The organism is Candidatus Villigracilis vicinus (assembly GCF_016702885.1).
Lineage (GTDB): Bacteria > Chloroflexota > Anaerolineae > Anaerolineales > Villigracilaceae > Villigracilis > Villigracilis vicinus.
On the sequence record NZ_JADJDD010000026.1, the window covers coordinates 1 to 22,366 of the forward strand.

A 22,366-nucleotide genomic window follows, 5' to 3' on the forward strand; every position below is an offset into this window, starting at 1 on the left:
TTGGTGAAGTACACCACATAGCCGTTCGACGCAAAATAATTAAAACTCCGGCGCGAGGAACTTTTGCCATACTGCGTCCACGGTCCGCCGTGAATTTGGAGGATGGACGGATACTGGGTTTTGTTCGGGTCAAAATTGGGCGGAACGCATGATCCAGCCTTGCAGGTCGGTGCCGTCCGCGCCGCTGTGCCAAACCTCTTCCACCTTGAGCCTTCACCTGCAACAACAAAATAATCGCGACAGATGTGTGTCAGATATCGCACCGTGCTGCCGCCCAACTCGCGCACATGGACTTGCGGCGTATCGTGCATACTTCCATAAAAATACGCCACCTGTTTTTGGGATTTGTCGAACGAGATAGTTCCCAGCGCGCCGCCTTCGCCGATCACTTCCCGTGGCATTCAGCACACCCAGCGATGTCGATCCGCTTCAATACCGTGGACCCGTGAACTGCTGCCTGGAAGTAGATAGCTTTTCCATCGTTCGACCACACAGGCGCAACCGTCTCCGCCGAGGCAAAATCGGTGATGATATCTGCCGCGGTATACGGGTCATATTTCCTGGTCAGGTTTCCCGAGCCGGTTCAGATTAGAATCCTTGGGCACTACCCATAAACTCGTGTTCTGATAATCCAAGTGTTTCGCCTTCGGTGCCTAAATACGCCAGCCATTTGCCATCAGGCGAGAATACGAGAAAGAACTTTGCCCCAAGTGGTGTGATATTGAAGAACTTACGCGGCTTGCCGCCATCTGCAGGCATGACAGAAGATGTCATCGTGTTCAACATTAGCATCGGGGATCTTCTGAGCGATTGGATGTCCATAAGCAATCGACCTGCCATCAGGCGAATGGGGCGGAAAATTCTCCCGTACGGCACCTCAGTTGATTGCTTGCCTTTGCCCGTACGCGCATCGACGACCCCCAAATGTGAGGTCCGCTCGTCGGGAGGGTAGCCAGCGTATCCATCTTATAAAGAGACGTGTGTAATGACGCACCACCGCCCAAAAACTTTTTCTTCTGCTCATCTTTTTCGCGTTTCAACTCTTCTGCCTCCGTCTTGCGGATTGTACACAACGGTTCTCGCCCATCGGGCGACCAGCCTACGCGGTCGATCCCCCCGTCAATGGACGTAAACTTTGCGGTAGACCCACCGCCATCTCAAGGGAGTTGGGATGAATTTGCGGGTTGTCATTTCCCGCGCGGCTGGAAGAGGAAGGCGATCGTATTTCCATCCGGTGACCAACTCCCGGAGAATAATCTGACTGATTGCCATGTACGTGAACTATTGCGGCTCACCGCCTCCGCCGGGACGACCCACAAGTTGCCATATTTTTCTCAGTTTTTGCGGTCCACTCGCCCTTTGCGATACGCAACGTGCCACTTATCGGGTGAAATGCCCATTCGATGAGTGTTAGGGGAATACAGGTCTTCGGCGAGTGACTAAACGTTTCTTTGGGGCTGGCATAAAGACTCCTTTTCGGAATGTTGTTTGGAGAATGCAGTTGAATTTTGTAGCATTCCCGGGTGGGTAGATAATAAAAACGTAGTCATCAAAAGATGGCTGTGTCATACTATTCGGATGATACCTATTTCTGTTTCAAGGTATGTACGACGATCTCCGGCGGACAATAGAACCTCAGACGCTTACCCGAACAACCCCCGCCCGCGGAAGTGTATCCGTTCACCTCGTTGCTACTTCCACTGCCAGCAATATATTTCGATTTGCAGCGGGCATTTCTCAGGATAAGGATCCACTCGCAGCTGAGACATTTCCGCGGCATGGGTATACGCACGATTAAAGTGGGCAAAACCCAACTCCTGCCTCGAGGAGAGCAGTTCAGGGTATGTCGGGGGTGACTGCATCCGACGGCACATTTTTTTGATAACTGTTGAGAATCTTGTTGCAAATAAAATGGGCATCGTCCGGACCGACAGTCAAGTTTTCTCCATTGGTGTCGAGTGCATGCTTCGTTCATCAACAAGGGAATCCCCTGATTCGATCATGGGTACCATTTCAATAAATCATGGTTGCCAAGAATTCCGTAGGCTCCATGCACTACAAGGCAGGTGCCAGAGGCTACCCAGTTCTTCAACAATATGCAGGTAGCGCGGTATCCCAGAGTAAGTCGCCATTCACAACGCAAAGGTCGAAGGCTCAGCCTGAAATAGCCCTGGCAATATGCTTCCCAAAACAAGGGTAGCCGTCAATATGAATATCGGAAAGATGAAGGATACACGCAACCCGTTGAGGCATCAGGCAGGTTGGGGAAGGGGACAGGTTTCCCGAACAATGAACTGTAGTGCGTTTACGTTCCCAGATCTTTTTAGCCCGCTTATCCGTAGAGTAAACTCAACAAATTTCTCAAACGCGGAATGTTCTCGTGATGGAACGACCCCTTACACAGCCTTTATGACGTTGAGGATATGATCCACCTGGGTCCGCATTCGTCTTCCAAAATGCTCATCCCCAAGCGTTCACGCAGTGCGTGAAAGTTTGCTCGTCCGCAGGTCCTCAATTCCTTTTGCCTCATCTTTAGCATAGACTTGAGTTTAACCCCCCAGACTGTAATGAAGGGGTATTGAAAAACAACAGCCACTTATAAATTGTATTTTTAAATGTCTCTTCCATGCTTTTAAGCCCTTCACCATCAACTCTTCGCAACGATTTCGGGTCTGCTTTGCCTTTCGTGGACCTCGCGACCTGACCATGAACCATTGGAAGAAGAGTCTTTGCCTGCAGGACACTCTGTCCACTTCTTTGGGGTTGTCGTTCCAGAATTTTTGTCCTGCCAATTCTTGGAATGGCGTCCACATCTGTCATTTGCAAAGATTGCTTTTCTTTGACGATCTGCGCCGGGTCGCCGCCATTGCCAGAAGAGTTCAGTCCGCCTGGTCTTGCCTGCGCATTTGGCGCCGAAATGGAATTTTACGTCACCATGTCGATCAGTTTAGTTTCAGGGAGAGTTACATCGTCAATGCTTAAACCTGATTCGTTCAAGTAGCGCATGAATTCGCCCGCGATCCCACGCGTGGATGGTCCCCGCAGAGCCGGCACCGTTCGCGAGCCCGCTCTCAAAGCACTTGGCGTGAGTCCGCTCAGGGTGAAAAACGCGCGCCGGACGGAATTAAGCCAGATCCCGAAATCAAACGGGCGGTCTTTGCTAAAGGTAGTTGGGGTAATTGGCTGGAGATCGACTCGATCCACGCATCCGATAATTGTAGGGGAGGCAGGTCAGGCTCGGGAAGTAGCGTTCGTCGTGCGCCTCTTCCTTCGACCGTTGGCTGGTCGTCACTTCACGAAACTCATCCCCAGCCGAGAGTTTCCTGCCCGACCGTGCCGCCTTCTTCATAAAGTTTGATCAGACGTTCGATCTCATGGCCGCGAAGCGCAGCGGACAACCGCGCGGAAGGCTGTTGAAGTTCTTGATCTCGGTGCGCGTGCGAAACTCATCGCTGCCGACGGGGCGCTTGCTGAAATGTTGGCCTCCGAGCGTAACGCCTTTTCCATGTCACCAGAAGTTCACGCCGAGATAACGCAAGATCGCGCCCCCCTTCGTGGCGTAATCAATTGCGGCTTCAACGGTGCAGATCTCAGGCTCAGAGGCGATCTCAAGCAAGGGGACGCTACGCGATTGAAATCGACCAGCGCATGATTTTTTCGTGCGCAAGTTTCGCCGGCTGTCTTCTTCGATGTGAACGCGGTACTTTTATCATCCCCAGCCCTTCTCCGCAGGGAGGAGATTAAATCCCCCTCTTTCCTTTGGGAGGGTTGGGAAACCAGCCCCTTGTCAAGTACCCTTTTTCTGCGATCGGCAATTCGTATTGCGAGATCTGATACCGCTGGGTAGGTCGGGGTAGTAATAATTTTTTGCGCGCGAAGGTGTTGTGCTTGTTGATGGAACAGTTCTTGCGAGACCGACCAGCGCGGCAAGTTCTGACGCCTTTTTGTTGACGACGGGCATGGCACCCGGCAACCCCGTGCAGACCGGGGCAGATGTTAACACTATTCGGCTCAGGCGCGGAGCCATAGTCTGCAGAGCGGCTGGGGTTTGTTTGGAGTTGGTGACGAAAACCATAGCCTTGAATTTCAAATTCGATTGCAGGTTCGTGATGGGTCATGGATAGTCGCTGTTGTGTGAATTGACGATGGACGATTGACGATAGACGATGGACCATGTTTGTCCATTGTCGGTCGTCTATCGTCTATGGTCTAGAGGTTTTTCAACTTTCTTTTTCAACGGTGCTTCGGTTTGGACGTATTCTTCGGTCATCTTTCCACATTTTGCCGATTAGGTTTGCCAAGCCAGCCGTTGAAGGCGAAGGTCAATGTGACTTCAGATTGATTGGCATTGACTGATTGGCGACTATGCTCTGCCACCATATGCATGCCCGGAGATTTTGACTCCCACGTAAGTTAGCGAATTAAGCTCGGTTATAGTCAAACACGGGCTGGAGTTTGGGTTGGAATAACTGGCGGTTGCAGGTTTTTAGTTCGGGCGTGTTCAGCACTTCGACCTTGTTCACGGTCGGGGTCCACTCGTACCAATGGGCGACATTGGACAAAACGTTCCAAACAGCTACCTGGCTGGCATGGATGAGATGGAGGTTGAGAACTTAGTGTTTAGATTTCTAGAACACTTGCACTATAATGATTTCACTGAATATAAGGAGCAGCTTGTATGAATGCAGATGCCTTTCGTCATTTCTAACTATCACTTTGCCAGAACCGCAAGGTCTGGGAGCATGTCCTTCGTTGACCTTTGAGTAGTTCAACCAGAAAGTAGATTCTCACGCCTCCATCAGCCAACAGGTCGTTCACTTGCTGGACGTGGAAGATGTTTGGTTTCAGCGAGTTGCAGGTATCCAGCCCAGCGATCCATTGCCTGAGACTGTAGAGACTGACCGCGATACCATCCGTGCTCACTGGGATAAGGTGGAGAAAAAGTCCGCGCTTATCTTGCTGCTTTACAAGATGACCAATTGATTTCCAAACCGATCACCGATCCACGAGGACATAGACAGATCCTCTGGCAGGTGCTTCTTCATGTTGTTAATCATGCCACCGATCATCGCGCTCAATTGTTGCGTGCCTTGCATGATCTAGGCGTGGATACAAAATCTCAGGATTACATTTTTTTATGTGTACGAAAATCAATTGCAAGGGGGCGACTCGCGGGTCGCCCTACGGGGATTATAAATTCGGTTGCTGCTTATGCCAATCGGTCACTTGCTGGTAGGCATGCGCGACTTGGAACAGAGTTGACTCGTCCAAGTGCTTGCCGATGAGCTGCATACCGACGGGCATGTTGTTGGAGAATCCAGCGGGGAGCGCAAGGGCAGGGACGCCAGCGGGGTTGGTGGCGACGACGTAAATATCCAGGGTACATTTCAGGCGGGTCGCTGGTCTTTTCGCCGAGTTTGAAAGCGGTGGTGGGACAGGTTCGGGGCGAGGAGAAGGTCAACGGAGGAAAAAGCAGTTTCAAAGTCCCGACGAAGAAGCGTGCGCACTTTCTGTGCCTTCAAGTAATACGCGTCGTAATATCCGGCAGAGAGAGCGTACGCGCCAAGCATGATGCGGCGCTTGACTTCATCGCCGAAACCTTCGTGGCGAGTCTTGAGATAGATGTCGATGACATCCTTCGCGCCGTCGAAACGGAGAGACCAAAGCGCGTACCGTCCATGCGGGCGAGGTTGGCGCTGGCTTCGGCGAAAGCAGAAGATAGTAAACGGGCAAGCCGTATTTGGTGTGGGGGAGCGAGACTTCGTGAATCTCCATGCCGGTTTTCGTAGGTGCAGATCGCTTCTTGCATAGCGGACTCAACACCTGCTTCCATGCCTGCCACGAAATATTCTTTCGGAATGCCGAGTTTCATTCCCTTGACGGGCTTGTTGATGTTTGCAGTGTAGTTGGGAACGGGGGAATTGTATGTTGTGCTGTCATGCGGGTCGTGACCTGCGATGTGTTCGAGGACGGTCGCGCAGTCGTAGGCGTCGCGGGTCATGGGCCAATGCAATCGAAAGACGATGCAAGCGCGATAAGACCGTAGCGAGGAAACACGTCCGTAGGTGGGTTTGATGCCTGTGACGTTGGTAAAGCCCGCAGGCATACGGACAGAGCCGCCTGTATCTTCGCCGATGGAGAAGGTGCAAAGACTGGCTGACATACTCGCCGCCGCCGCCGCTCGAACCGCCAGGGGACGCGTTCAAGTCCATGGGTTATGAGTGGGGAAGAGGGCGGAATTCTCGCAAGGAGGACCCATGCCGAACTCGTCCATGTTGGTCTTGCCGACGAGGACCGCGCCAGAATCCGCGAGTTTGTTTGTGACAGTGGCGTTGTATTGCGGGATGTAATTTTCAAGAATCTTTGAAGAACAAGTCGTGCGGACATCCCGTGTGGAAATGCAATCTTTCATCGAAAAGGGGATGCCCGTCAGCGGGGTGACGTTCTCGCCTTTGGCAATGCGCTCATCGGCTTTCTTTGCCTGTTCGAGCGCAAGGTCATCCGTGACTGTGACATAAGACTTGACCTTCTTGTCCACGTCGTGGATGCGGTCGAGCATGGCTTGAGTCAATTCGACGGATGAGATTTTCTTGGTGGTGAGAAGTTCATGGGCTTCTCGGATGGATAGTTGAGTTAATTCCATAGTGCTCTCTGGTGACCATCGATATTCGAGCACTGAATATTAAAGTTCGAGTACCGTAATCCCTAATGGCGAATCCTTTTACTCGTCGCCTAAAACTGTCGGCACTTTGACATACCCGCGCTCAGACTTTGGCGCGTTCTTGAGAAATTCTTCGCGGCTCATGGACGGTTTGACCACATCTTCGCGCAGCACATTTTCAGCGTTGGCGATATCCGAAGCAGGCGGGACGTTCTCCGTGTCCACTTCGTTGAGCATGTTGAAGTAGTCAATGATGGACGAGAATTGTCCGCTGAAGGTTTGCGCTTCCTCTTCAGAGATGCCCAAGCGAACGAGGAAGGCGACGTGTTTGACGGTCTTAGTGTCTATGGTTTGGGTCATAAAACCTCTTTACCACGAAGTGTCACAAAGGGTCACGAAGGAAAACCTTTGTGTACCTTAGTGACCCTTTGTGGTTGAAAATTAACTGAACTTAATATGCAGTTCTTTCAACTGCTTCGGTTCCACTTCCGACGGAGCATCCGCCATCACATCGCGTCCGTTCTGATTCTTGGGGAAGGCGATCACTTCGCGGATGTTCGGTTCGTCTGCGAGCAGCATCACGAGGCGGTCAATGCCTGGAGCCATGCCGCCGTGCGGGAGGCGCCATACTCGAACGCTTCGAGCATGTGACCGAACTTCGTCTGAATTTCCTCATCGCTCAAGCCAAGCATCTGGAACATCTTCATCTGAATATCGCGGCGGTGAATTCTTATCGAACCCGAAGCGGTCTCGTAACCGTTGCAGACCATGTCGTACGCTTCCGAATACACGTCACCGGGGTTCGTATCGAACTTCGGCAAGTCTTCCATCTTCGGCATCGTGAACGGATGATGTTCAGACTCCCATGCCTGCGTTTCTTCGTTGAACGCAAAGAACGGGGAGATCCACCACCCATGCAAACGCCATCATGGATTTATCCGCCAGGTCGAGCTTATCGCGGAACCACAAGCGCAGTCCGCCGGAGTCTTGTTCACAACAGCACGAGCATCAGAAGCGAAGACGATCAGATCGACGAACTCCTGCTCCCGATTTTTCTTTCAACGCTGCGAGTTCTTCTTCCTTAAAGAACTTTGCCGCGCGCTCACGCCCTCGGCTGTTACCGCCAAATAGGGCATTCCCTTCGCTCCAAACGTCTTCGCCACTTCCGTGAGCGCATCCAGTTCCTTGCGAGACATCTCCGCCGACTTCGGCGCGACGATGCATTTGATTACCCCGCCTGCTTCAAGCGCAGACTGGAAGACCTTGAACTCGATCTTCGCCAAAATATCGGTGACATCGATCAATTCCATGCCGAAGCGCAGGTCGGGCTTATCTGAGCCGAAGCGTTCGAGCACTTCCTTATAAGAGAACTTGGGCCACGGCGACGAATACAACTTCTTATGTGGCGCCACGGCGGGAATCATCGCCGTGAACAAGCCTTCGACTAAATTCAATACGTCATCACGATGGACGTAGGACATCTCAAGGTCGAGCTGTGTGAACTCAGGCTGACGGTCGCCGCGCAGGTCTTCATCACGGAAACAGCGCGCGATCTGGAAGTACTTGTCCATGCCTGCCACCATTAGCAATTGCTTCAACTGTTGCGGTGACTGTGGCAAGGCGTAGAACTGTCCCGGGTAGACGCGGGAAGGCACGAGGTAGTCACGCGCACCTTCGGGCGTTGCTTTGAACATGATCGGTGTTTCAATTTCAATGAAGCCCTGTTCATCGAGATAGTCACGCATGAACTTGATGACCTTGTGACGCAGCACCATGTTTCGGGTCAGGCGTTCGCGGCGCAAGTCAATGTAGCGATACTTGAGGCGCATGTTCTCGTCAGGCAGATCCGCATCGGTGTTGACCATAAATGGGGAGTCTTCGAGGCGTTGAGCACGATCACGTTCTTGGCGATGATCTCGACTTCGCCGGTTTCCATTTTGGGATTCGCCATCCCTTCGGGGCGTTTCTGCACCATGCCTTCGATCTGCAAGACCCATTCGTTGCGAACGCTTGCGACCTGATCAAGCACTTCCTCGGGAAGGTCTGGGTTGATGGTAACCTGAACAAGACCGGCACGATCACGCAGGTCAAAGAAGATGCCACCCCGCCGTGGTCGCGGCGTCATTCACCAGCCCGCGAGCGTAACCGTCTGCCCGGTGTGACTTGTTCGTAATTCTCCACATAAATGAGTTCTGCACATACTTGCGCCTCCGATGATTTTCCTCGTCTTTGCGAGGAGGATGCTCTTTCCGACGACACCGTACTTACGTTCGGTGCAAGTGGAGCAATCTCATAATGATGGCTGAGATTGCTTCGGGCTAAGAACAAGAGCGCCCTCGCAATGACGGGGATGAAATGTATATAAAAAATCGCCCTGCGCTTTCGCGTTGGGCGATTTGGTTTCGACTTTTATTCGTCAACCAGCAAAGCTTCGCCCAACGATTTCGGGATCGTTATTATCATTATTATTATCGTTATTATTGGCGAAGTTGTTGTTGTGACGGAACATTGTGCGGCATTATAGCACAGAGTTTTCGTATTCGTTCTACTAGATCGATACCGAAATAGACGTAAGACAGGATATGAGCGCTTTGCGTGTAGTCATTTCGAGGGCTTATCTCTAGAATAAGAAGAAAAAAACAAATAAATGGAAAGATCGATGGGCAAACCAACTCATAGTTTGGAACGAGGCGAAAGGGTTTCTTCTTAAAATAGAACAGGATATTAAGATTTCATGAACATTTATCTAAAATAGGATTTTTCAAGGTACCATCCGGCGCGCTATTAATTCAAACAGACGGCCGTATCGCCGAGAAATGGAAGTATCAGAATGGTTGCAGGAACGATATTGACCTTGATCGCACTTGTCATATTGTATGGTTTGATCGCCTCGACAGAAAAAATACTGACCCAGCGTCAGGAACATGTGGTGATCGACGAACGCATGACAGAACATCGCTCACGCTTGTAGGTTAAAATAAAAAAGCGGTTTTGCCACTTGGCAAGACCGCTTTCGTTCTAATTCGTTTGGGCTTCTTTTGCCCGGGAGTATGCTGCCCAGCGTTTGTTGATCTCGTCGCGTGCCTGCGGACGGGTATAACCATACTTGACCTGGAGAATGGTCACGAATTTATCGAGCTTATCCTGTGCCTTATCCACTTTTTTCAAGTCGTGTTCGGCAATCAGACTCCACCATTCCACAGATTGCCCGCGGATAAGTTTCCATTTCTGATCAAATTTTGATTTTGGTTTCTGCATACGATTCTCCTCAAAGAGTGTGAAAATTGTTGGACTCAGTTTGGAGTTTTCAAGATTTCGTTTCTTGCTTATTCCCCTTTGAATAGGCAAAACAAAATTGACAAACTCTTTCAATCTCATTTACTACGTGATGGATGAAAAACGGTGCTTTTGGGGCGCAGATTTCAGAATTGATAATGCTCCATAACAGGAAAGATTGCTTCTACTTTTTTGAATAGAGGAGTAACGCTAAAGTACCATTGTGAATTATCTGCATACACATAGAATAAGGTCAGCTTTCCAAAGGAGACAGTATTCATGGAAGATAAGAAGTTGGTGGAATATTTTCAGTTCGATGAATTTGATTTTAACGCCAATCGTAATGGAACTCTCACTGAGAACAAAAGAAGCATTGGATTGCTGTCTTAAAACTCTGATCGCAAAGGCAGAAGACGCTTCGCATATTTCTTGTTCTTTTTAGCCGCCATCGGGCTGGCTGATTGCTGTGGGGGGTCTGGTTTATTCCAGAATCGAGTTGGGGTTTGCGGATCGGATTCGCGCTTGGTTTTTGGGATCGTGTGGCCCGTCATGTATGGATTGGTGGGGTTTGCATTTCTTCCGCCCGCCTCCTACATGGACCTGGAACTGACCAGCGAAACAGGGCGGGTCAACATTGTGAAAGTGGAAACACGCAATTCACAGACCAGCACCACCAGTACGCGTTACGATCTTTATATTGGGAAGCGCAGGTTTAATGCAGACCACCGCATTGGTTTTGTCTTGATCCAGGGCGATGAATATAAGGTCTATTATTTGAAGAACTCAAATCGCATTGTTTCGGCAGAGTTCATTTCACGAGGTAGCAATTGGGTTACTTTCGCTGCAACCGATGCGGCAAAATGACGGGGTCAAGCCGGGTTGGGTACCCATCCATTTGATAGGCGACAAAGGTAGCCTTGATACTCGTCCACTGAAAAGGCAGGGACTAACGTTGATCTCACCGTTTTCTACATGAAATTCCACCACGACTTCAGTCTCTTCAGCGTTGTGTGGGAAAACGGATAACCTCCCTAAGGCTGGCGCTTCGAAACAGAACTCAAAGACGGTGAGTCACACAGGTCGGTAATACGGTCAATGCGGTCGAACAAAGTTTGTGAAAGCTTGTGCTGCTGCAGTTGTGTTTGGATGCCTAGTGAGAATTCCGCATGCAATTCTTTGCGGATACTGCTCGTTCCGTAACTGGCAAGGCGCCGGAAGTGATATTTGACGATGGTATCTGCAACAACATCCGAGCATGGCATGTTGAACCCGCGGCGTGCGATGACCTGCCATTCTTCATCGCTCATGCCGCCGATGGGGGAGTTGTCAAGATAGCCATATCCGCGGTCATGCAAGCCTATCCCTGCGACCAGGGAATGTTGTTCGATGGGTGGAACTTCAAATTGTTCGTTTCCCCAAAGCATTGCCAATGTGCCAGCCAGCTTAAGATGTTCCGATTGCGGAGTGACGATCTGCCTGCGTTTAGACTTGGACATGCTGACCTCTCCTTGATACCTGTAAGACTTGAGAATGGAATTTTACTCATAAAAATGGTCTCGAACCTGTTGTCCGAGACCATTTTTTTTCTCTGAAACGTTTGCGTTTGGTTACTTCCGTCCGGGAATGCTGTTCTTTCGCGCTTCTTGCTTGACCTTGCGGTTATGCTTACGCTGTCCCTTGGAGGGACGTTTTGGTTTTCCTTGTTTTTTTCGATGGGGGTATTCAAGTTGTATTGCTCCTTTAGATCTTGCTTCGTTTTTGGTTTCGGTTTCAGACCAGAGTTTGCTGATCTCTTCTCTGGCTTGTTGGCGGGTGTACCCATATTTGACTTGCAGCATGGTGACGAACTTATCGAACTTCACATCTGCCTTATCCGCTGACCAGGTCGTATTCGACCATCAGACTCCATTGGCATTAAACCTGCCCGCGGAGCAGGTTCCATTTTCTTCGAACAACGATTTGTTCATAGTGCGCTCCTCCTCAAGGCGGCGCGTTTGGGGTGACACAGATTGGGAGTTTTGTGATTTCGTTCCCATCCATCTCCCCCATGAACAGGCATGACAAAATATTCAAACTCAAGCTTATTTTCATTGTACTATGATATCCGGCGATTCCCAGCCTTTTGGGTGGGTGTCGTAAAATGGATATTTTTGCGGCATCGTGAATTGAAAACAAAAGGAGATATCTGAGCAGCCCGAACGATTGGAATAAGAAGGTTATTGAGGAATTTCGTGCCAATGCAGGCAAAGTGGGTGGGAACTTTGAAGGTAAGTCCTTATTACTTTTGCATACGAAAGGTGCCAAAGGGGACAAGAACGAGTCAACCCAGTTGCCTGTGTACAAGATGGCGAGCGGCTGGTGGTGATCGCCTCCAAAGCTGGAGCGCCAACTCACCCAGACTGGTATTACAACCTGGTTGCCAACCCTGTAGTGACGGTTGAATACGGCTCGGATACATTTCAAGCCAAGGCGGTTGTTGCAGAAGAACCGGAGCGCACCCGCCTGTACGACAAAATGGTGGAAGTGATGCCCGGCTTTGCTGACTATCGTGCAAAAGCTGCGCGTGTGATCCCCGTCATTGTGTTGATACCGGCGAAATAAGGGCTGGCTGTGTAGAAAACCAAACGGTCTCGGTGAAATTTCACCGAGACCGTTTCTAAATTTGAAACCCACCACTTCTGCTGCGATCAGGCTTTTACCCAATTATTGCTGGAGCGGACTGCCTCCGCCAGTGTTTTTGATTTCCATACATCGTACTGGTTTCAAAAACCTGAATATCAATTGGCGGCAATCTATACAAAGGAATGCCTGGGTTTGGAACAAGGCAGGAAATTATCCTCCGCCAGCATTTGCAGGATAACGCCATCCTTGTGCCAATTATTACTCGTGTTCTTAAAACGTTAAACGAGCCACATTTCGAGCATTTTCGTTCTTGCATAGGAATCTCCTTCATACACATAAACGTACCCGCCTTGCCATTAAGACAGACGCGGTTGAATAATGGGTTTTCTGGAAGGTATCTTGTTATGAGGCACAAGCCATGCACTAAATTCCCCGTTTACCATCTGGTAGCCTAATTTCATTGTACTCCCTTCTACGAATAAAGCTATGCAGGCAATCGGAATAAATTTTAAAAGCATCGTCATTGTCCGTACCGTGCAGCAGTTACGTGTATGGGGAGGGCGCTCTTCCAGCACTTGCTCTGCGTTCGGTGCAGGGAAGTGTTCGGCACGCAATGACGGAATTCTAATTATTTTCAACAGCTCACATAGATACTTTTCATTAGAAATACAAAACGGTCGCGTTGATATGAAACCCGCGACCGTTTTGTTGTATAGAACCTGTCTCAAAAATGTCATCCTGCCTGCACCGTGCAGCAGGCACGCGTGAGCGATAGCGAAGACACCAATGTAAGAGACCCTTCGGTCGCAAAAAACGCTCCCTCAGGGTGACAAGGTATTTTTGAGATAACTTGTAGTAATTCTATTGTTCCCACCACCCTAATAATTCCTGAAATGCCAAGCTCGGCGTCGCATCGCCCTGCCTGCCAGTATTCCACGTCACGATCAAATCACGCTTCGCGCGGGTGATGCCCACGTATAACAGGCGCAATCTCTCTTTGACGTAATCCAAGCGCGAGCGCATCGTCGCTGCGCCTTCTTCGTACCAATCATATTCACTGGTCGACTCAAGCGCCGTCAACTGCGCCAGTGACTCAGCCGCCAAATCCAAGCCGCCGCGAATAAACCACTTCTCCGAAATAAAACGATCATTCGGCATGTTCGCAGGGAAGTCATAATTATTGACCGACATCATATACACGCGGTCCCACTCCATGCCCTTCGCCTTGTGCATCGTCGTCACCACCACCCGTCCGCGATGGCGCTCGGGGTCAAAGCCCGAATCATCCGACGAGAACCCGATGAAGCGCCGTTCATTCTTCGCGATCACCGCCAGCTCCGCCGTCAACTCGGGCAAACGCCAATCCGCGTGATCGTCCGCGGCGGCACGCAGCACCAACGCCAGCTTATTCGCCAGTGCTAAATCCGACACATCGCTGAACACATCCTGCGCCAGCGTCAACACCAACTGATCGATGGGCAGCGAAACCGCATTCAACCAACGCTGCACGTTGACTCGGAATTGCGTCAACTCTTCGATGACTTGCTCCGGTTCAGACTCACTCAAGCCTGCCAGCCAGTCCCTCTCCCCAGCCCCTCTCCCTGAGGGAGAGGGGTAAGGGGTGAGGGGTGCGATAAAGTTTTCCACATTAACCATGCGGCGGAGAAGATTTGATGTCGTTGCGAGGAGCGAACTTTGCGATATCATCCCTGTAGGGGACGAAGCAATCTCCCCGTCATCCATTTCCCGATTCCCGACTCCCTTCTCTCTCCAATCCCTTCTCCACACCTCATATGCCTTCGCCAATTTCCGCGCAGACCCCGGCTCGGATAGATACGACAGCAAATAGCTCAACGCTCCCGCCGCCGCACGCGTCTCCGACGTGGACGAGATCAACTCGATCGGCTCGATCCCACGCTGACGCAGCGCATTGACCATCTCCACGCCGCGTTGGTTGCGTGGCACCAGCACCGCAATCGTCGGCTGTTCTTCAATGGGGGAGTCTGCAAACGAATCGACAAATCCCTTAATAGACTTCGCCACCGCTTCGAGTTCCTGCTCCGGCGTGTACTTCGTCGAAATAAACTTGATCCCCTCCGGGTTATCGGGCGGATTTTGCTGTGGGTCATTTTCTGGCACCGGCACAATATACGGCACAGACAACGCCGTGCGCACATTCGGGTCGGGATGCGAGTTCATGACCCAATCGATCAAATGATTCGCCAACGCCAACACCGAAGGCTGTGACCGCCCCGACTCGGGCATGTCCACGCTCGGGTTTTCACGAATGAAGGCACGCAAGAGTTCAGGCGATGCCGTCGTAAAGGTTTCAAAGATGGCTTGGTTCGGGTCACCCACACGCACCCAATTGCCCTCACCCCTAACCCCTCTCCCAAAAGCGGGAGAGGGGGACTGTGCGCCAGATAACAAACTTAAAATTCTTTCCTGCGTCTGACTCGAATCCTGCGCCTCATCTTCCAAAATAAATGGATAGCGATATTGCAAACGCTCGCGGAATTCATCGTCGCTTTCGAGCAAGGTCAGCGCCAAACGGATGAGATCATCAAAGTCCACGGCGCCGCGATAGGCGAGGGCACGTTGATAGTCCGCGTAGATGCTGTAACCAAGCTCCGCCAAAGGTAACGGCGCGAACGAAGCGTCGAGTTGTTGACGCAGCTTCTCCGGAGTCAAGAGGCGATCTTTGGAAGAACGGATAAAGGCGAGGGCGATGGAGTCCAATAGATCAGGCAATTGTTGACGCTTGACCCAATCCCGCTTGGAGTTATCCAGCGCCGGGTCGAGGTAGTCATCCAACGAGTGACTCGCCAGCCAGGCATTGACCGCCTCACGGCGAATGAAACCCGCCTCACGTTCGTCAATGATGCTGAAGCGTTCATCCAAGCCCACGCTGGTTGGCTTCTCGCGGACAATGTCATGCGCCAGCCTATGCAGTGTGCGGACGCGATATTTGTACAACACCTGAATGGGGTTATCGAAAAAGCGTTTGATGCGCGTCTCGAAATTATCCACCGCCGAGTTGACGAGCGTAACGATGAGCACTTCCTGATCGTCGCCGAGCCGCCCTTCTTGAATGAGCTTTGCCGCGAGGGCAGATAGGATGTGCGTCTTGCCCGCACCGGGCACGGCGGCAATGCCCAACCTCCCGCCGTTATAGCGGAGGATTTGTTGTTGAGAGGGGCGGGGGTGAAGGTGGGTGTCAAGGGTTAGTCCGCTTTAGCGGGGTTTGTAGGGATAGCGCGGGGGTTCATCCCCGCGCGGTAGTCAGATGTGGATGCTGCCAAATAGGTAGAAAAAGCCTTCGGTAGAGTCGCTCCACGTTTTGGCATTCTCCTGTTTCAGTCGATTGATTTTACCCTGCGAACCCGTTTCGGCGGGCTAGGCGGCTTTAGCCGCCTTTGTAGGCATAGCCGTGGGGTTTATCCCACGGCGGATAATATTGCGCAACGCGATCTACCCAAGCAATTTACGTTTCGTCCACTCTCTCCATCGCCGCGATCAACGTCCCATCTGCATGATGTTGTTTTTGGTTATGAATATATCGTACCACTGCGGGAAGATTTTTCTCGCCGAAAGAAAGCACTCCATATTCATCCTGCCAATAAAATTCAAAATCAGGTTTGATAACGTGGTTAACGAAATGCGAGCTATTCCCTTTCACGTCACCAATGAATTTTGCAGGCGCGATCTTGGGTGGAACTGAAGCTGCAAGATGCATGTGGTCTTCCATTCCGCCGATGGCATAGACAAACCCACCGAACTCCTTGACCTTTGCGGCAATGACGCGATGGATTTCAGGTTCAATGGCGGACTCGATCAAAGGCAAACGTTGTTTTGTGCCCCAAATGAAATGATAGTACAACTTCGAATAGGGCATGGAGTATCTATGGTTTTTTCACGAACATCAGTAATGTGGATGGGAATTTATCAGTCACAAGCAAAAAGCCCTGGTCATTCAGCAATACCAAACCTTCGAGGTTGCGGGCGGTATCGCCGTCGAGCGTCAATTGGATGGGAGCTGCATCTGCAAATGTGATGCCATTTGGGGAATAGGTCATTTCAACGAGACGTTCCACCTGATCTTGCTGGGCGTGAGTTGGACCTTCGCCATATTTCTCGACAAGCGGATCTGTTTTGGGTGTCAGGTCTGTGTCACCGGGGAAGAAGTAGTTGATGACCCAGAAGGTGTTTCCATCCGCGGCGGCGTCAGTCAATCGATATTCGATATTCGGAAGAGAGACTGTGCCGGTTGGTTTTAATTCAAAATCGAAGGCGTGGGCAACCGGGGTCGAGTTCAGGGTTGCACCGTTGATCTCGAAAAGGGTCAGCACCGAATCACCCATGATGAGGACAGCTTCATCAGTGTGATTATCTGACGGGAACGCCGTTGGAATTTCAACGACGTTGGATGTATCCAGTGTGATCTTGCTTTCATCTGCAGAGATTTCACCTGCGACGATATACCCGTGCATATCCGTCCCTTCGCCTGCTTCAATGGTCAGGAAAACCTGGTCTCCGTGGAAAGCAATGGATTCGTAGCCCTGAAAATTCGGTATGGAATCTTTTAACCCAGGAGCGTTTAGAAAAATAACAGCAGGTGTGAGCGGAGTCTGACCGTCTATTGCGGTGAGAATATCAGCTTTGGGGAGGGCGAATAAAGCGCCATCCCCTTCACCGAAGCGCTCAGGATATTGCGGCAGGAGGATGAGAGTCTCGCCATGCCATCCCAAGCCGGAGAGTTCTGCTTCTGGAACTGCAATGGGACCTGTCAATTCGAGAATGGTCACGGGTTGTTCTGTGGCGGTTGCGGGGGCAACGGGGTTTCGCAAATAAAATAACCCTGCCAGCACGATCAATAGGGTGAGTAGTAAGATGGGCAGCCAATGTCTATTTTTTGATTCCATGATGTTCTCCTACATTTGTGAGTTATTGAGGATGCCTCGTCTGTGAAGGAAGTAACCGATAAATATGAACCCGGCAAGTTCGAGGATGCGGTACAGTGTGTGGATGTTGAGTTGTAGTGCAAAACCGCCGTAAAAGTTGCGGTAGGTTTGAATGTCCCAATCGGGGAAGTACATCCACAGGCGGTTGAAAATGAAGAGACAGGCGAGAACGATGATCAGCTTTTGATTTGTAACCTTGTTTTCGAGGGTGCCAAGCAGCATAACCTGCGGCAGGAAAAGAAATGTGGCGAAGCGGTTGTAATCGGTCCCGCCAAAAAAAGATAATAACAGTACAAGGATGGTATAGCCAGCCAGATACCACCGCTGACTTTCAGGCAATTCTTGTACAGCAAACCTGACTTCTTTGGGGCTTACCAACAGGAATAATGGCAGGAAATATGCGAGGATGGAAAAAATGAAATTGACCGGGAAACTGGGAATGAATGGCAGGACAATGGCATAAAGCAGACCGTTCGCACTTAAGTCAATGAGCTGATAACTTTCAGTGACGGGAATCCATATGCGCGGCAGGATCATGGCAAGCAGGATGAGTACAAGAGAGATGATGCCCTGCTGGATGATTATGGAGCGTTCCACTTTTTCACGGGTGAGCATGAAAATATAGGCGAAGATCGGAATGAGCGTGAACTCTCTCAGCATAGAGCCGATGAGGGTTAGCAGAAGCAGGGGCAGGAATTTTCGCTTGAGCGCAAAGTATGTTTGCAAAAGAATAAGCGCATATGCAAGGTGGTCTGGGCGGAAGGGGTCAAAGATAAGGAACTTGACATTAAAGAGGGAGAATGCCGTAACGAGTAAAGCAATCCATGCGCCGCGGCTGGATCTGCCCAGCCAGCGTACAAATAGAAAAATACCCGTCAGTTGGGTAAAGGCGCCAATATAGGCAATGAGTTTAAATCCGCTTTCGATGGAAAGACCGGTTCGAGACAACAGATTTACGAGTCCTGGTATCAAGAAGCGGTATGCGAATGGGCTGGCAAGCGGTTCAGCGTTGAGCCCATCCTTTGCCATGGAGATGTAATAGACAAAATCCCAGACGTTGCGGGTGGTATCCAGTGAGTTGGTGAGCAGATCCAACAACAGGATGACGGCGATGGAAACAAGGCTGACTGTGATGATCTCTTTTCGGTTCATGGTGTTTTCGGCTCGCGGGTAAAGATGAGAACTTCATTGGTTTGATAAACCGGCTGATATTCGGCATGGGTGGAAAGCTCGGTAATGAGCGCGTCGCCTCGCAGAAGCGGACTGGTGACACGGCACGATTGTTTGAGCGTAGACTGCCTGGCGATATAGATATATTCGAACTCGGTCTGATGCAGCCGGGTATTTTCTTCAATGCACTCCAGTGGGCTTTCAGAGTTGAGACAGGCTTGCAGGTCACGTTGTTGTTCAAGTGCCGTATTGAAGCCTGGCAGCCATTCTCTTCCTTGCACGGTGGTGGGGCTGATGCGCCCCGTCAATGCAGGGAACCATTCGGAGATGCCATCACAAAAGGTGTCGGTTTCGCCGGTGAGCACAAGGATGCGGCTATCGGCGGGCAGGTTGGTGTGGACCCAGTCGAAGGCGGTGCGATTCGCTTCGGAAACAGCGTTGCCTGCAAATTGAACATTGAGAAATGCAGCGCTTCCGAAAAGATACAAGACAAGATATATGAGCACAATCTGGGCGGGTCTGTTTTTGAGGAAAGGTTGATTGGATAGCGCCGGGAGGATCAACTCTACAAGTATGAATCCGGTAAGCATGGCAAGTGCAATCGTAGCATAGACAGGTGCGCTGCGTGGTTCCGTCAAATACGGCAGGATATACAGAATGGGGAGCAGGTACTGTTTCTTTACGATGGAAAAAACCCAGCCGATGAGTCCCAGTACGGCGATAAGGGTCATTTGTGGTTCGTCTGTTAGTGGAAGGAAGAAGGGAAGGAACAAGGCAACAGCGGAGTGAAAGCCCGTTTGGCTGGCTGTCAGGTAGGGGGTGAGCCCGAAGCGCAGCAGGATGGGCAGCCACCACATCGAAGTGAGGAGCAGCGTCCCGGCAGCGATGAGGAGTGTGTGCTTCCATCCCAATTTTGAGCGCCCGTGGAAAAGGAAGAAGATCAGGCTGATTCCTGCGGTATGAACTGCGGCTTCAGGGTGACTGAGAACGGTTAACGAACTGAATAAGATCGCGAATGGGAGGTATTTTTTTTCCTGCGTTTTATACAGACGCAGAATACTGGCGATGGCAAGTAAAAGGAAAACCAGCCCCAGGCTGCGCGTCAGCCCGCCGCCCATGTTTGCCCAACTGCTGGCGCGCGGAGTAAAGGCATAAATGAACGTTGCAAGCCCGGCTGTAAAATTCGATTCAAAGATGGAACGTGCCAGCCAATAAAATGCGGGGATGGCAATGATGGTCACGATGGCGGGCTGCCATTGCAAAATGGAAACGAGGTCGATGCCAAAGGCCTGCGAAAGCCAACTGCCAATATAGAAGCCGAGAGGCGGATAGGCAAATGGCAGGGTAAGCCCATTAAATTGGAAGGATGCCGGCAAAATGAAATTATTGTTTTTCAGCGCATCCATCATGATGAGGAACATGCCGCCATCGTTGAGTGGGAACCCGGCTGTGAGCGGCGCAAAGAGACGCACCCAGCCGCCAAGGAGGATGGCGGCTGCCAGAAAAAGGATTCCGATATCTTCTTGTGTGATGGGGTTTCGTTTCATTCAGATGCAGGAGTTTGGTTTATTAATACTTTTTGGAATGCCCGCAACAGAACTCCGCGTTGTTCGAAGCCCGCGGCGCCGAGGTCTGAGAGGGTGAGGAATATCTTTTCGCGGCAGCGTGCCAATAGCCCGCCGGTAAGGCGGGTGAGGGTTTCGATCTCCATTTCGACTTCGTCCGAATCCAACCAGACGCGCCCTGCGGAGGCGTCCCAATAACGTGAAAGCACGTAGGGATGGGTGAGGGGCTGGATGACGCGTTGCGACCAGCCATCGGAGCCGGGATCGAGCCAGAATTGATAAGTTGCGGGGCGGTTCATCATCAGGAAGGTATATGCGGGGGCGACCAATACGGCATTCTTGTCTTCACTGCGCCACGACTCAAGATACTGTGCGGCGATGACTCCATCCTGGAGCATGGTGATGTATTCCATGCCGAGGTCGAGATTGGACTGGTCTTTGATGGGGTCCATGGCATTCCTGAATTTCTTGATCGATTCGATCAAACTTGCCGCAATGCGGACTGCATCAAGATTGGAATGGAAACCAAACTCAGGTTGAGAAACAACCTCGCCAAACAATCGGCGCAGGAAAAAATCAAGCGGCAGGGAACCGTTGGCACGGTACTCTTCGATCCAATTACGAAGCGTGGTGTAGCGCGCACCGAGTGCATAGGTGATGCGTTCCTGGGTGTCAGCATTGATCTCCTCAAAGCTCGAGAGCCGCAGGTCGCGTTGACCGTAAATGATCTCGGTCAACAATTGTGCGCGGATCAAGTCGGTGTTTAAGGTGAACATCAGGGCATGCGCCACATCGAATTTCGGCGGGCGGACGTTCCAGTGCGGATGTGCCAGTGCGGACAGCGTCAATAAGGATTTGCTGGCGGGTTCGTCTCGCAGCGAGCGTGACGGGCGATTGCTGCGCCAGGGAATTCCGGCGGCTTCCAAACGGTCGGCGATCGAGAAGCGCAGCGAATCAGACAAGTACGGTGAAAGCACGACGATCTCTGCAGGCGGTGTGCCTTGCTCGATCAATGCCTGGATATTTGCAATGAGCACATCCAACATTTCAGGGTGGAAATGCGTCATGATAAATTCCATCGCAGACTCAGTTCCTGTTGCATCGATCTCCTCCTGTTTGGTGATGGAAGAAATCAGCGCATTGGATAGCTGGATGACATTTGCGGATGAGACGAAGGACTCATTCAACTCGATGACCATATCGCAATCGCCGCTCAACCCCAAACCGCTATCCGGGTCGCCGCCCAGGAATTTTCGATACCCTGCCGCCTGGTCATAAATCAAGAGCGCTGAATCGAGGTTCGGCAGCCAGTCGTGAACGATGACATGCGCACAGGATATATCTTCTTCCACATTGTCATAGATGAGATGGCGATACGTCTGGGTCAGATAGCTGCGTGATTGTGGGTTCTGCCATAAGATATTTTTGAAAATTTCAAGCTGCAAAGAGAAATCCAGCAGGTTGTTATCGAGGCAGTATTGCCGAAATAGAGTAGCACATTCCTGTGCATCGGCATATACACGCCTTTGGGCAGGGTCGCCGAACCAGGCAGAATCCAAGCGGGCGCCGATCTCTGTATGTGGAAACCCGACAATGGCAGCCTTGTTAAGGTTGTCGATGATCTGTGAGTACAGGCGGTTGCGATTAATAGTGACCGAGTCAAAATACCCCTGTTCCTCGATCATTGGGCGCACCAGATGTGCCATGTAATATTGTGCCGTTTCCAAGGTAAGGAAGATGGGCGGTTGTTCCGGGCGAGCGAACCCGGCTTCCTCTGCCGCGAATGACCAGAACAGGTCACACATGCGCCGAGCCAAACCACCAATGGTAGCGGGCGTCACTTCTCCGCCTGCCATGCGGGTGGGACTCTCAAGCAACTCAAGGTAAGGCTCTTGCAGAGTTCGCTGCGGGGTGAGTAAAAGGATCGAGTCGGCTGGCACGCCCTGGTCAAGCAGGAAGCGGATGCGTTCAACTCCGGCAGTGGTTTTGCCGGTGCCCGCCATGCCGGAGACAAAGAGACGAGAGTCAAGGGGCGACTCAATGATCTGGCGCTGATTCAGGCTGAGTGAAGTCATGAAGCGAATGTAAATTATCGCGGGGGTTTTGTCAAT

The 22,366-nt window shown here is 51.1% G+C and carries 20 protein-coding genes and 5 pseudogenes; 5 read left to right on the plus strand and 20 right to left on the minus strand.

Annotation, left to right across the window (positions count from 1 at the left end; genetic code table 11):
* The 5 genes and pseudogenes from IPG80_RS18615 to IPG80_RS18635 form a co-directional block, all read right to left on the minus strand.
* Nucleotides 1-401 (minus strand): annotated as a pseudogene (locus tag IPG80_RS18615) (hypothetical protein); the annotation flags it as partial.
* Between the two features lie 187 nt (nucleotides 402-588).
* Nucleotides 589-774 carry a hypothetical protein gene (locus tag IPG80_RS18620; protein ID WP_345110178.1) on the minus strand — a complete coding sequence of 62 codons (186 nt, stop codon included), beginning with the start codon at nucleotides 772-774 and terminating at the stop codon, nucleotides 589-591.
* Nucleotides 775-2,925: 2,151 nt separating this feature from the next.
* On the minus strand, nucleotides 2,926-3,204 hold the full coding sequence (locus tag IPG80_RS18625) for a hypothetical protein (RefSeq protein ID WP_345110181.1): 279 nt from the start codon (nucleotides 3,202-3,204) through the stop codon (nucleotides 2,926-2,928).
* 536 nt (nucleotides 3,205-3,740) lie between these two features.
* Nucleotides 3,741-4,175: a hypothetical protein gene (locus IPG80_RS18630; protein ID WP_345110187.1), complete on the minus strand. Its 435-nt coding sequence runs from the start codon at nucleotides 4,173-4,175 to the stop codon at nucleotides 3,741-3,743.
* A gap of 246 nt (nucleotides 4,176-4,421) precedes the next feature.
* Nucleotides 4,422-4,595, minus strand: a complete 174-nt coding sequence (locus IPG80_RS18635; RefSeq protein WP_345110634.1) for an SRPBCC family protein — start codon at nucleotides 4,593-4,595, stop codon at nucleotides 4,422-4,424.
* Nucleotides 4,596-4,818: 223 nt separating this feature from the next.
* Between IPG80_RS18635 and IPG80_RS18640 the strand changes: the two genes are divergently transcribed.
* The gene (locus IPG80_RS18640) at nucleotides 4,819-4,983 is read left to right on the plus strand and encodes a hypothetical protein (protein WP_345110190.1); all 165 of its coding nucleotides are present in this window, start codon (nucleotides 4,819-4,821) and stop codon (nucleotides 4,981-4,983) included.
* 207 nt (nucleotides 4,984-5,190) lie between these two features.
* On the opposite strand, the gene IPG80_RS18645 is transcribed toward IPG80_RS18640, so the two are convergent.
* From IPG80_RS18645 to aspS, 5 genes and pseudogenes are all read right to left on the minus strand, one after another.
* Nucleotides 5,191-5,391 (minus strand): amidase family protein, encoded by a 201-nt coding sequence (locus IPG80_RS18645; RefSeq protein WP_345110638.1) that lies wholly within the window; start codon nucleotides 5,389-5,391, stop codon nucleotides 5,191-5,193.
* Nucleotides 5,388-5,630: an amidase family protein gene (locus IPG80_RS18650; RefSeq protein ID WP_345110641.1), complete on the minus strand. Its 243-nt coding sequence runs from the start codon at nucleotides 5,628-5,630 to the stop codon at nucleotides 5,388-5,390. The genes IPG80_RS18645 and IPG80_RS18650 overlap by 4 nt, the downstream gene beginning before the upstream one ends.
* A pseudogene (locus IPG80_RS18655) lies at nucleotides 5,519-6,643 on the minus strand (amidase family protein). The gene IPG80_RS18650 and the pseudogene IPG80_RS18655 overlap by 112 nt, the downstream one beginning before the upstream one ends.
* 78 nt (nucleotides 6,644-6,721) lie before the next feature.
* Complete coding sequence (gene gatC, locus IPG80_RS18660; RefSeq protein ID WP_345110193.1) at nucleotides 6,722-7,021, minus strand: Asp-tRNA(Asn)/Glu-tRNA(Gln) amidotransferase subunit GatC; 300 nt, start codon at nucleotides 7,019-7,021, stop codon at nucleotides 6,722-6,724.
* Nucleotides 7,022-7,102: 81 nt separating this feature from the next.
* A pseudogene (aspS, locus tag IPG80_RS18665) lies at nucleotides 7,103-8,861 on the minus strand (aspartate--tRNA ligase).
* 630 nt (nucleotides 8,862-9,491) lie between these two features.
* Between aspS and IPG80_RS18670 the strand changes: the two are divergent.
* Nucleotides 9,492-9,632 carry a hypothetical protein gene (locus IPG80_RS18670; RefSeq protein ID WP_345107946.1) on the plus strand — a complete coding sequence of 47 codons (141 nt, stop codon included), beginning with the start codon at nucleotides 9,492-9,494 and terminating at the stop codon, nucleotides 9,630-9,632.
* Between the two features lie 47 nt (nucleotides 9,633-9,679).
* Here IPG80_RS18670 and IPG80_RS18675 read toward each other — a convergent pair whose 3' ends face one another.
* The gene (locus tag IPG80_RS18675) at nucleotides 9,680-9,919 is read right to left on the minus strand and encodes a hypothetical protein (protein ID WP_345107945.1); all 240 of its coding nucleotides are present in this window, start codon (nucleotides 9,917-9,919) and stop codon (nucleotides 9,680-9,682) included.
* Nucleotides 9,920-10,459: 540 nt separating this feature from the next.
* On the opposite strand from IPG80_RS18675, the gene IPG80_RS18680 reads away from it, so the two are divergent.
* Nucleotides 10,460-10,801, plus strand: coding sequence for a hypothetical protein (locus tag IPG80_RS18680; protein WP_345110195.1), 342 nt, complete (start codon nucleotides 10,460-10,462; stop codon nucleotides 10,799-10,801).
* A 167-nt stretch (nucleotides 10,802-10,968) separates the two neighbouring features.
* On the opposite strand, the gene IPG80_RS18685 is transcribed toward IPG80_RS18680, so the two are convergent.
* Complete coding sequence (locus tag IPG80_RS18685; RefSeq protein WP_345110197.1) at nucleotides 10,969-11,433, minus strand: DUF3891 family protein; 465 nt, start codon at nucleotides 11,431-11,433, stop codon at nucleotides 10,969-10,971.
* A 111-nt stretch (nucleotides 11,434-11,544) separates the two neighbouring features.
* A complete protein-coding gene (locus IPG80_RS18690) occupies nucleotides 11,545-11,775 on the minus strand; it encodes a hypothetical protein (protein ID WP_345110200.1) in 231 nt (76 codons plus the stop codon).
* On the opposite strand from IPG80_RS18690, the gene IPG80_RS18695 reads away from it, so the two are divergent.
* Both IPG80_RS18695 and IPG80_RS18700 read left to right on the plus strand, forming a co-directional pair.
* Nucleotides 11,774-11,998, plus strand: coding sequence for a hypothetical protein (locus tag IPG80_RS18695; RefSeq protein WP_345110203.1), 225 nt, complete (start codon nucleotides 11,774-11,776; stop codon nucleotides 11,996-11,998). The two genes, IPG80_RS18690 and IPG80_RS18695, sit on opposite strands and share 2 nt — an antisense overlap.
* Before the next feature lie 124 nt (nucleotides 11,999-12,122).
* Nucleotides 12,123-12,538, plus strand: a pseudogene (locus IPG80_RS18700) (nitroreductase family deazaflavin-dependent oxidoreductase).
* Nucleotides 12,539-13,420: 882 nt separating this feature from the next.
* On the opposite strand, the gene IPG80_RS18705 reads toward IPG80_RS18700, so the two are convergent.
* The 7 genes and pseudogenes from IPG80_RS18705 to IPG80_RS18735 all read right to left on the minus strand — a co-directional run bounded on the left by IPG80_RS18705 (nucleotide 13,421) and on the right by IPG80_RS18735 (nucleotide 22,330).
* The gene (locus tag IPG80_RS18705; RefSeq protein ID WP_345110644.1) at nucleotides 13,421-14,824 is read right to left on the minus strand and encodes a 3'-5' exonuclease; all 1,404 of its coding nucleotides are present in this window, start codon (nucleotides 14,822-14,824) and stop codon (nucleotides 13,421-13,423) included.
* A 30-nt stretch (nucleotides 14,825-14,854) separates the two neighbouring features.
* Nucleotides 14,855-15,745, minus strand: a pseudogene (locus IPG80_RS18710) (UvrD-helicase domain-containing protein); the annotation flags it as partial.
* A gap of 298 nt (nucleotides 15,746-16,043) precedes the next feature.
* On the minus strand, nucleotides 16,044-16,454 hold the full coding sequence (gene tnpA, locus IPG80_RS18715; RefSeq protein ID WP_345110205.1) for an IS200/IS605 family transposase: 411 nt from the start codon (nucleotides 16,452-16,454) through the stop codon (nucleotides 16,044-16,046).
* 7 nt (nucleotides 16,455-16,461) lie between these two features.
* Nucleotides 16,462-17,481 carry a hypothetical protein gene (locus IPG80_RS18720; RefSeq protein ID WP_345110208.1) on the minus strand — a complete coding sequence of 340 codons (1,020 nt, stop codon included), beginning with the start codon at nucleotides 17,479-17,481 and terminating at the stop codon, nucleotides 16,462-16,464.
* Between the two features lie 9 nt (nucleotides 17,482-17,490).
* Nucleotides 17,491-18,672 carry a hypothetical protein gene (locus tag IPG80_RS18725; protein WP_345110211.1) on the minus strand — a complete coding sequence of 394 codons (1,182 nt, stop codon included), beginning with the start codon at nucleotides 18,670-18,672 and terminating at the stop codon, nucleotides 17,491-17,493.
* A complete protein-coding gene (locus IPG80_RS18730; RefSeq protein WP_345110214.1) occupies nucleotides 18,669-20,237 on the minus strand; it encodes a glycosyltransferase family 39 protein in 1,569 nt (522 codons plus the stop codon). Before IPG80_RS18730 ends, IPG80_RS18725 begins: the two co-directional genes overlap by 4 nt.
* The gene (locus IPG80_RS18735) at nucleotides 20,234-22,330 is read right to left on the minus strand and encodes a UvrD-helicase domain-containing protein (RefSeq protein ID WP_345110217.1); all 2,097 of its coding nucleotides are present in this window, start codon (nucleotides 22,328-22,330) and stop codon (nucleotides 20,234-20,236) included. The genes IPG80_RS18730 and IPG80_RS18735 overlap by 4 nt, the downstream gene beginning before the upstream one ends.
* Nucleotides 22,331-22,366: the final 36 nt, after the last annotated feature.

Excerpts from the sequence above, each read along its gene's own strand:
- IPG80_RS18620 (WP_345110178.1), bottom strand. The coding sequence starts at position 774 with ATGACATCTTCTGTCATGCCTGCAGATGGCGGCAAGCCGCGTAAGTTC.
- IPG80_RS18630 (WP_345110187.1), bottom strand. The coding sequence starts at position 4,175 with ATGGTCCATCGTCTATCGTCAATCGTCCATCGTCAATTCACACAACAG.
- gatC (WP_345110193.1), bottom strand. The coding sequence starts at position 7,021 with ATGACCCAAACCATAGACACTAAGACCGTCAAACACGTCGCCTTCCTC.
- IPG80_RS18670 (WP_345107946.1), top strand. The coding sequence starts at position 9,492 with ATGGTTGCAGGAACGATATTGACCTTGATCGCACTTGTCATATTGTAT.
- IPG80_RS18675 (WP_345107945.1), bottom strand. The coding sequence starts at position 9,919 with ATGCAGAAACCAAAATCAAAATTTGATCAGAAATGGAAACTTATCCGC.
- IPG80_RS18685 (WP_345110197.1), bottom strand. The coding sequence starts at position 11,433 with ATGTCCAAGTCTAAACGCAGGCAGATCGTCACTCCGCAATCGGAACAT.
- IPG80_RS18695 (WP_345110203.1), top strand. The coding sequence starts at position 11,774 with ATGGTGACGAACTTATCGAACTTCACATCTGCCTTATCCGCTGACCAG.
- IPG80_RS18690 (WP_345110200.1), bottom strand. The coding sequence starts at position 11,775 with ATGCTGCAAGTCAAATATGGGTACACCCGCCAACAAGCCAGAGAAGAG.
- IPG80_RS18705 (WP_345110644.1), bottom strand. The coding sequence starts at position 14,824 with ATGCCCGAGTCGGGGCGGTCACAGCCTTCGGTGTTGGCGTTGGCGAAT.
- tnpA (WP_345110205.1), bottom strand. The coding sequence starts at position 16,454 with ATGCCCTATTCGAAGTTGTACTATCATTTCATTTGGGGCACAAAACAA.
- IPG80_RS18720 (WP_345110208.1), bottom strand. The coding sequence starts at position 17,481 with ATGGAATCAAAAAATAGACATTGGCTGCCCATCTTACTACTCACCCTA.
- IPG80_RS18725 (WP_345110211.1), bottom strand. The coding sequence starts at position 18,672 with ATGAACCGAAAAGAGATCATCACAGTCAGCCTTGTTTCCATCGCCGTC.
- IPG80_RS18730 (WP_345110214.1), bottom strand. The coding sequence starts at position 20,237 with ATGAAACGAAACCCCATCACACAAGAAGATATCGGAATCCTTTTTCTG.
- IPG80_RS18735 (WP_345110217.1), bottom strand. The coding sequence starts at position 22,330 with ATGACTTCACTCAGCCTGAATCAGCGCCAGATCATTGAGTCGCCCCTT.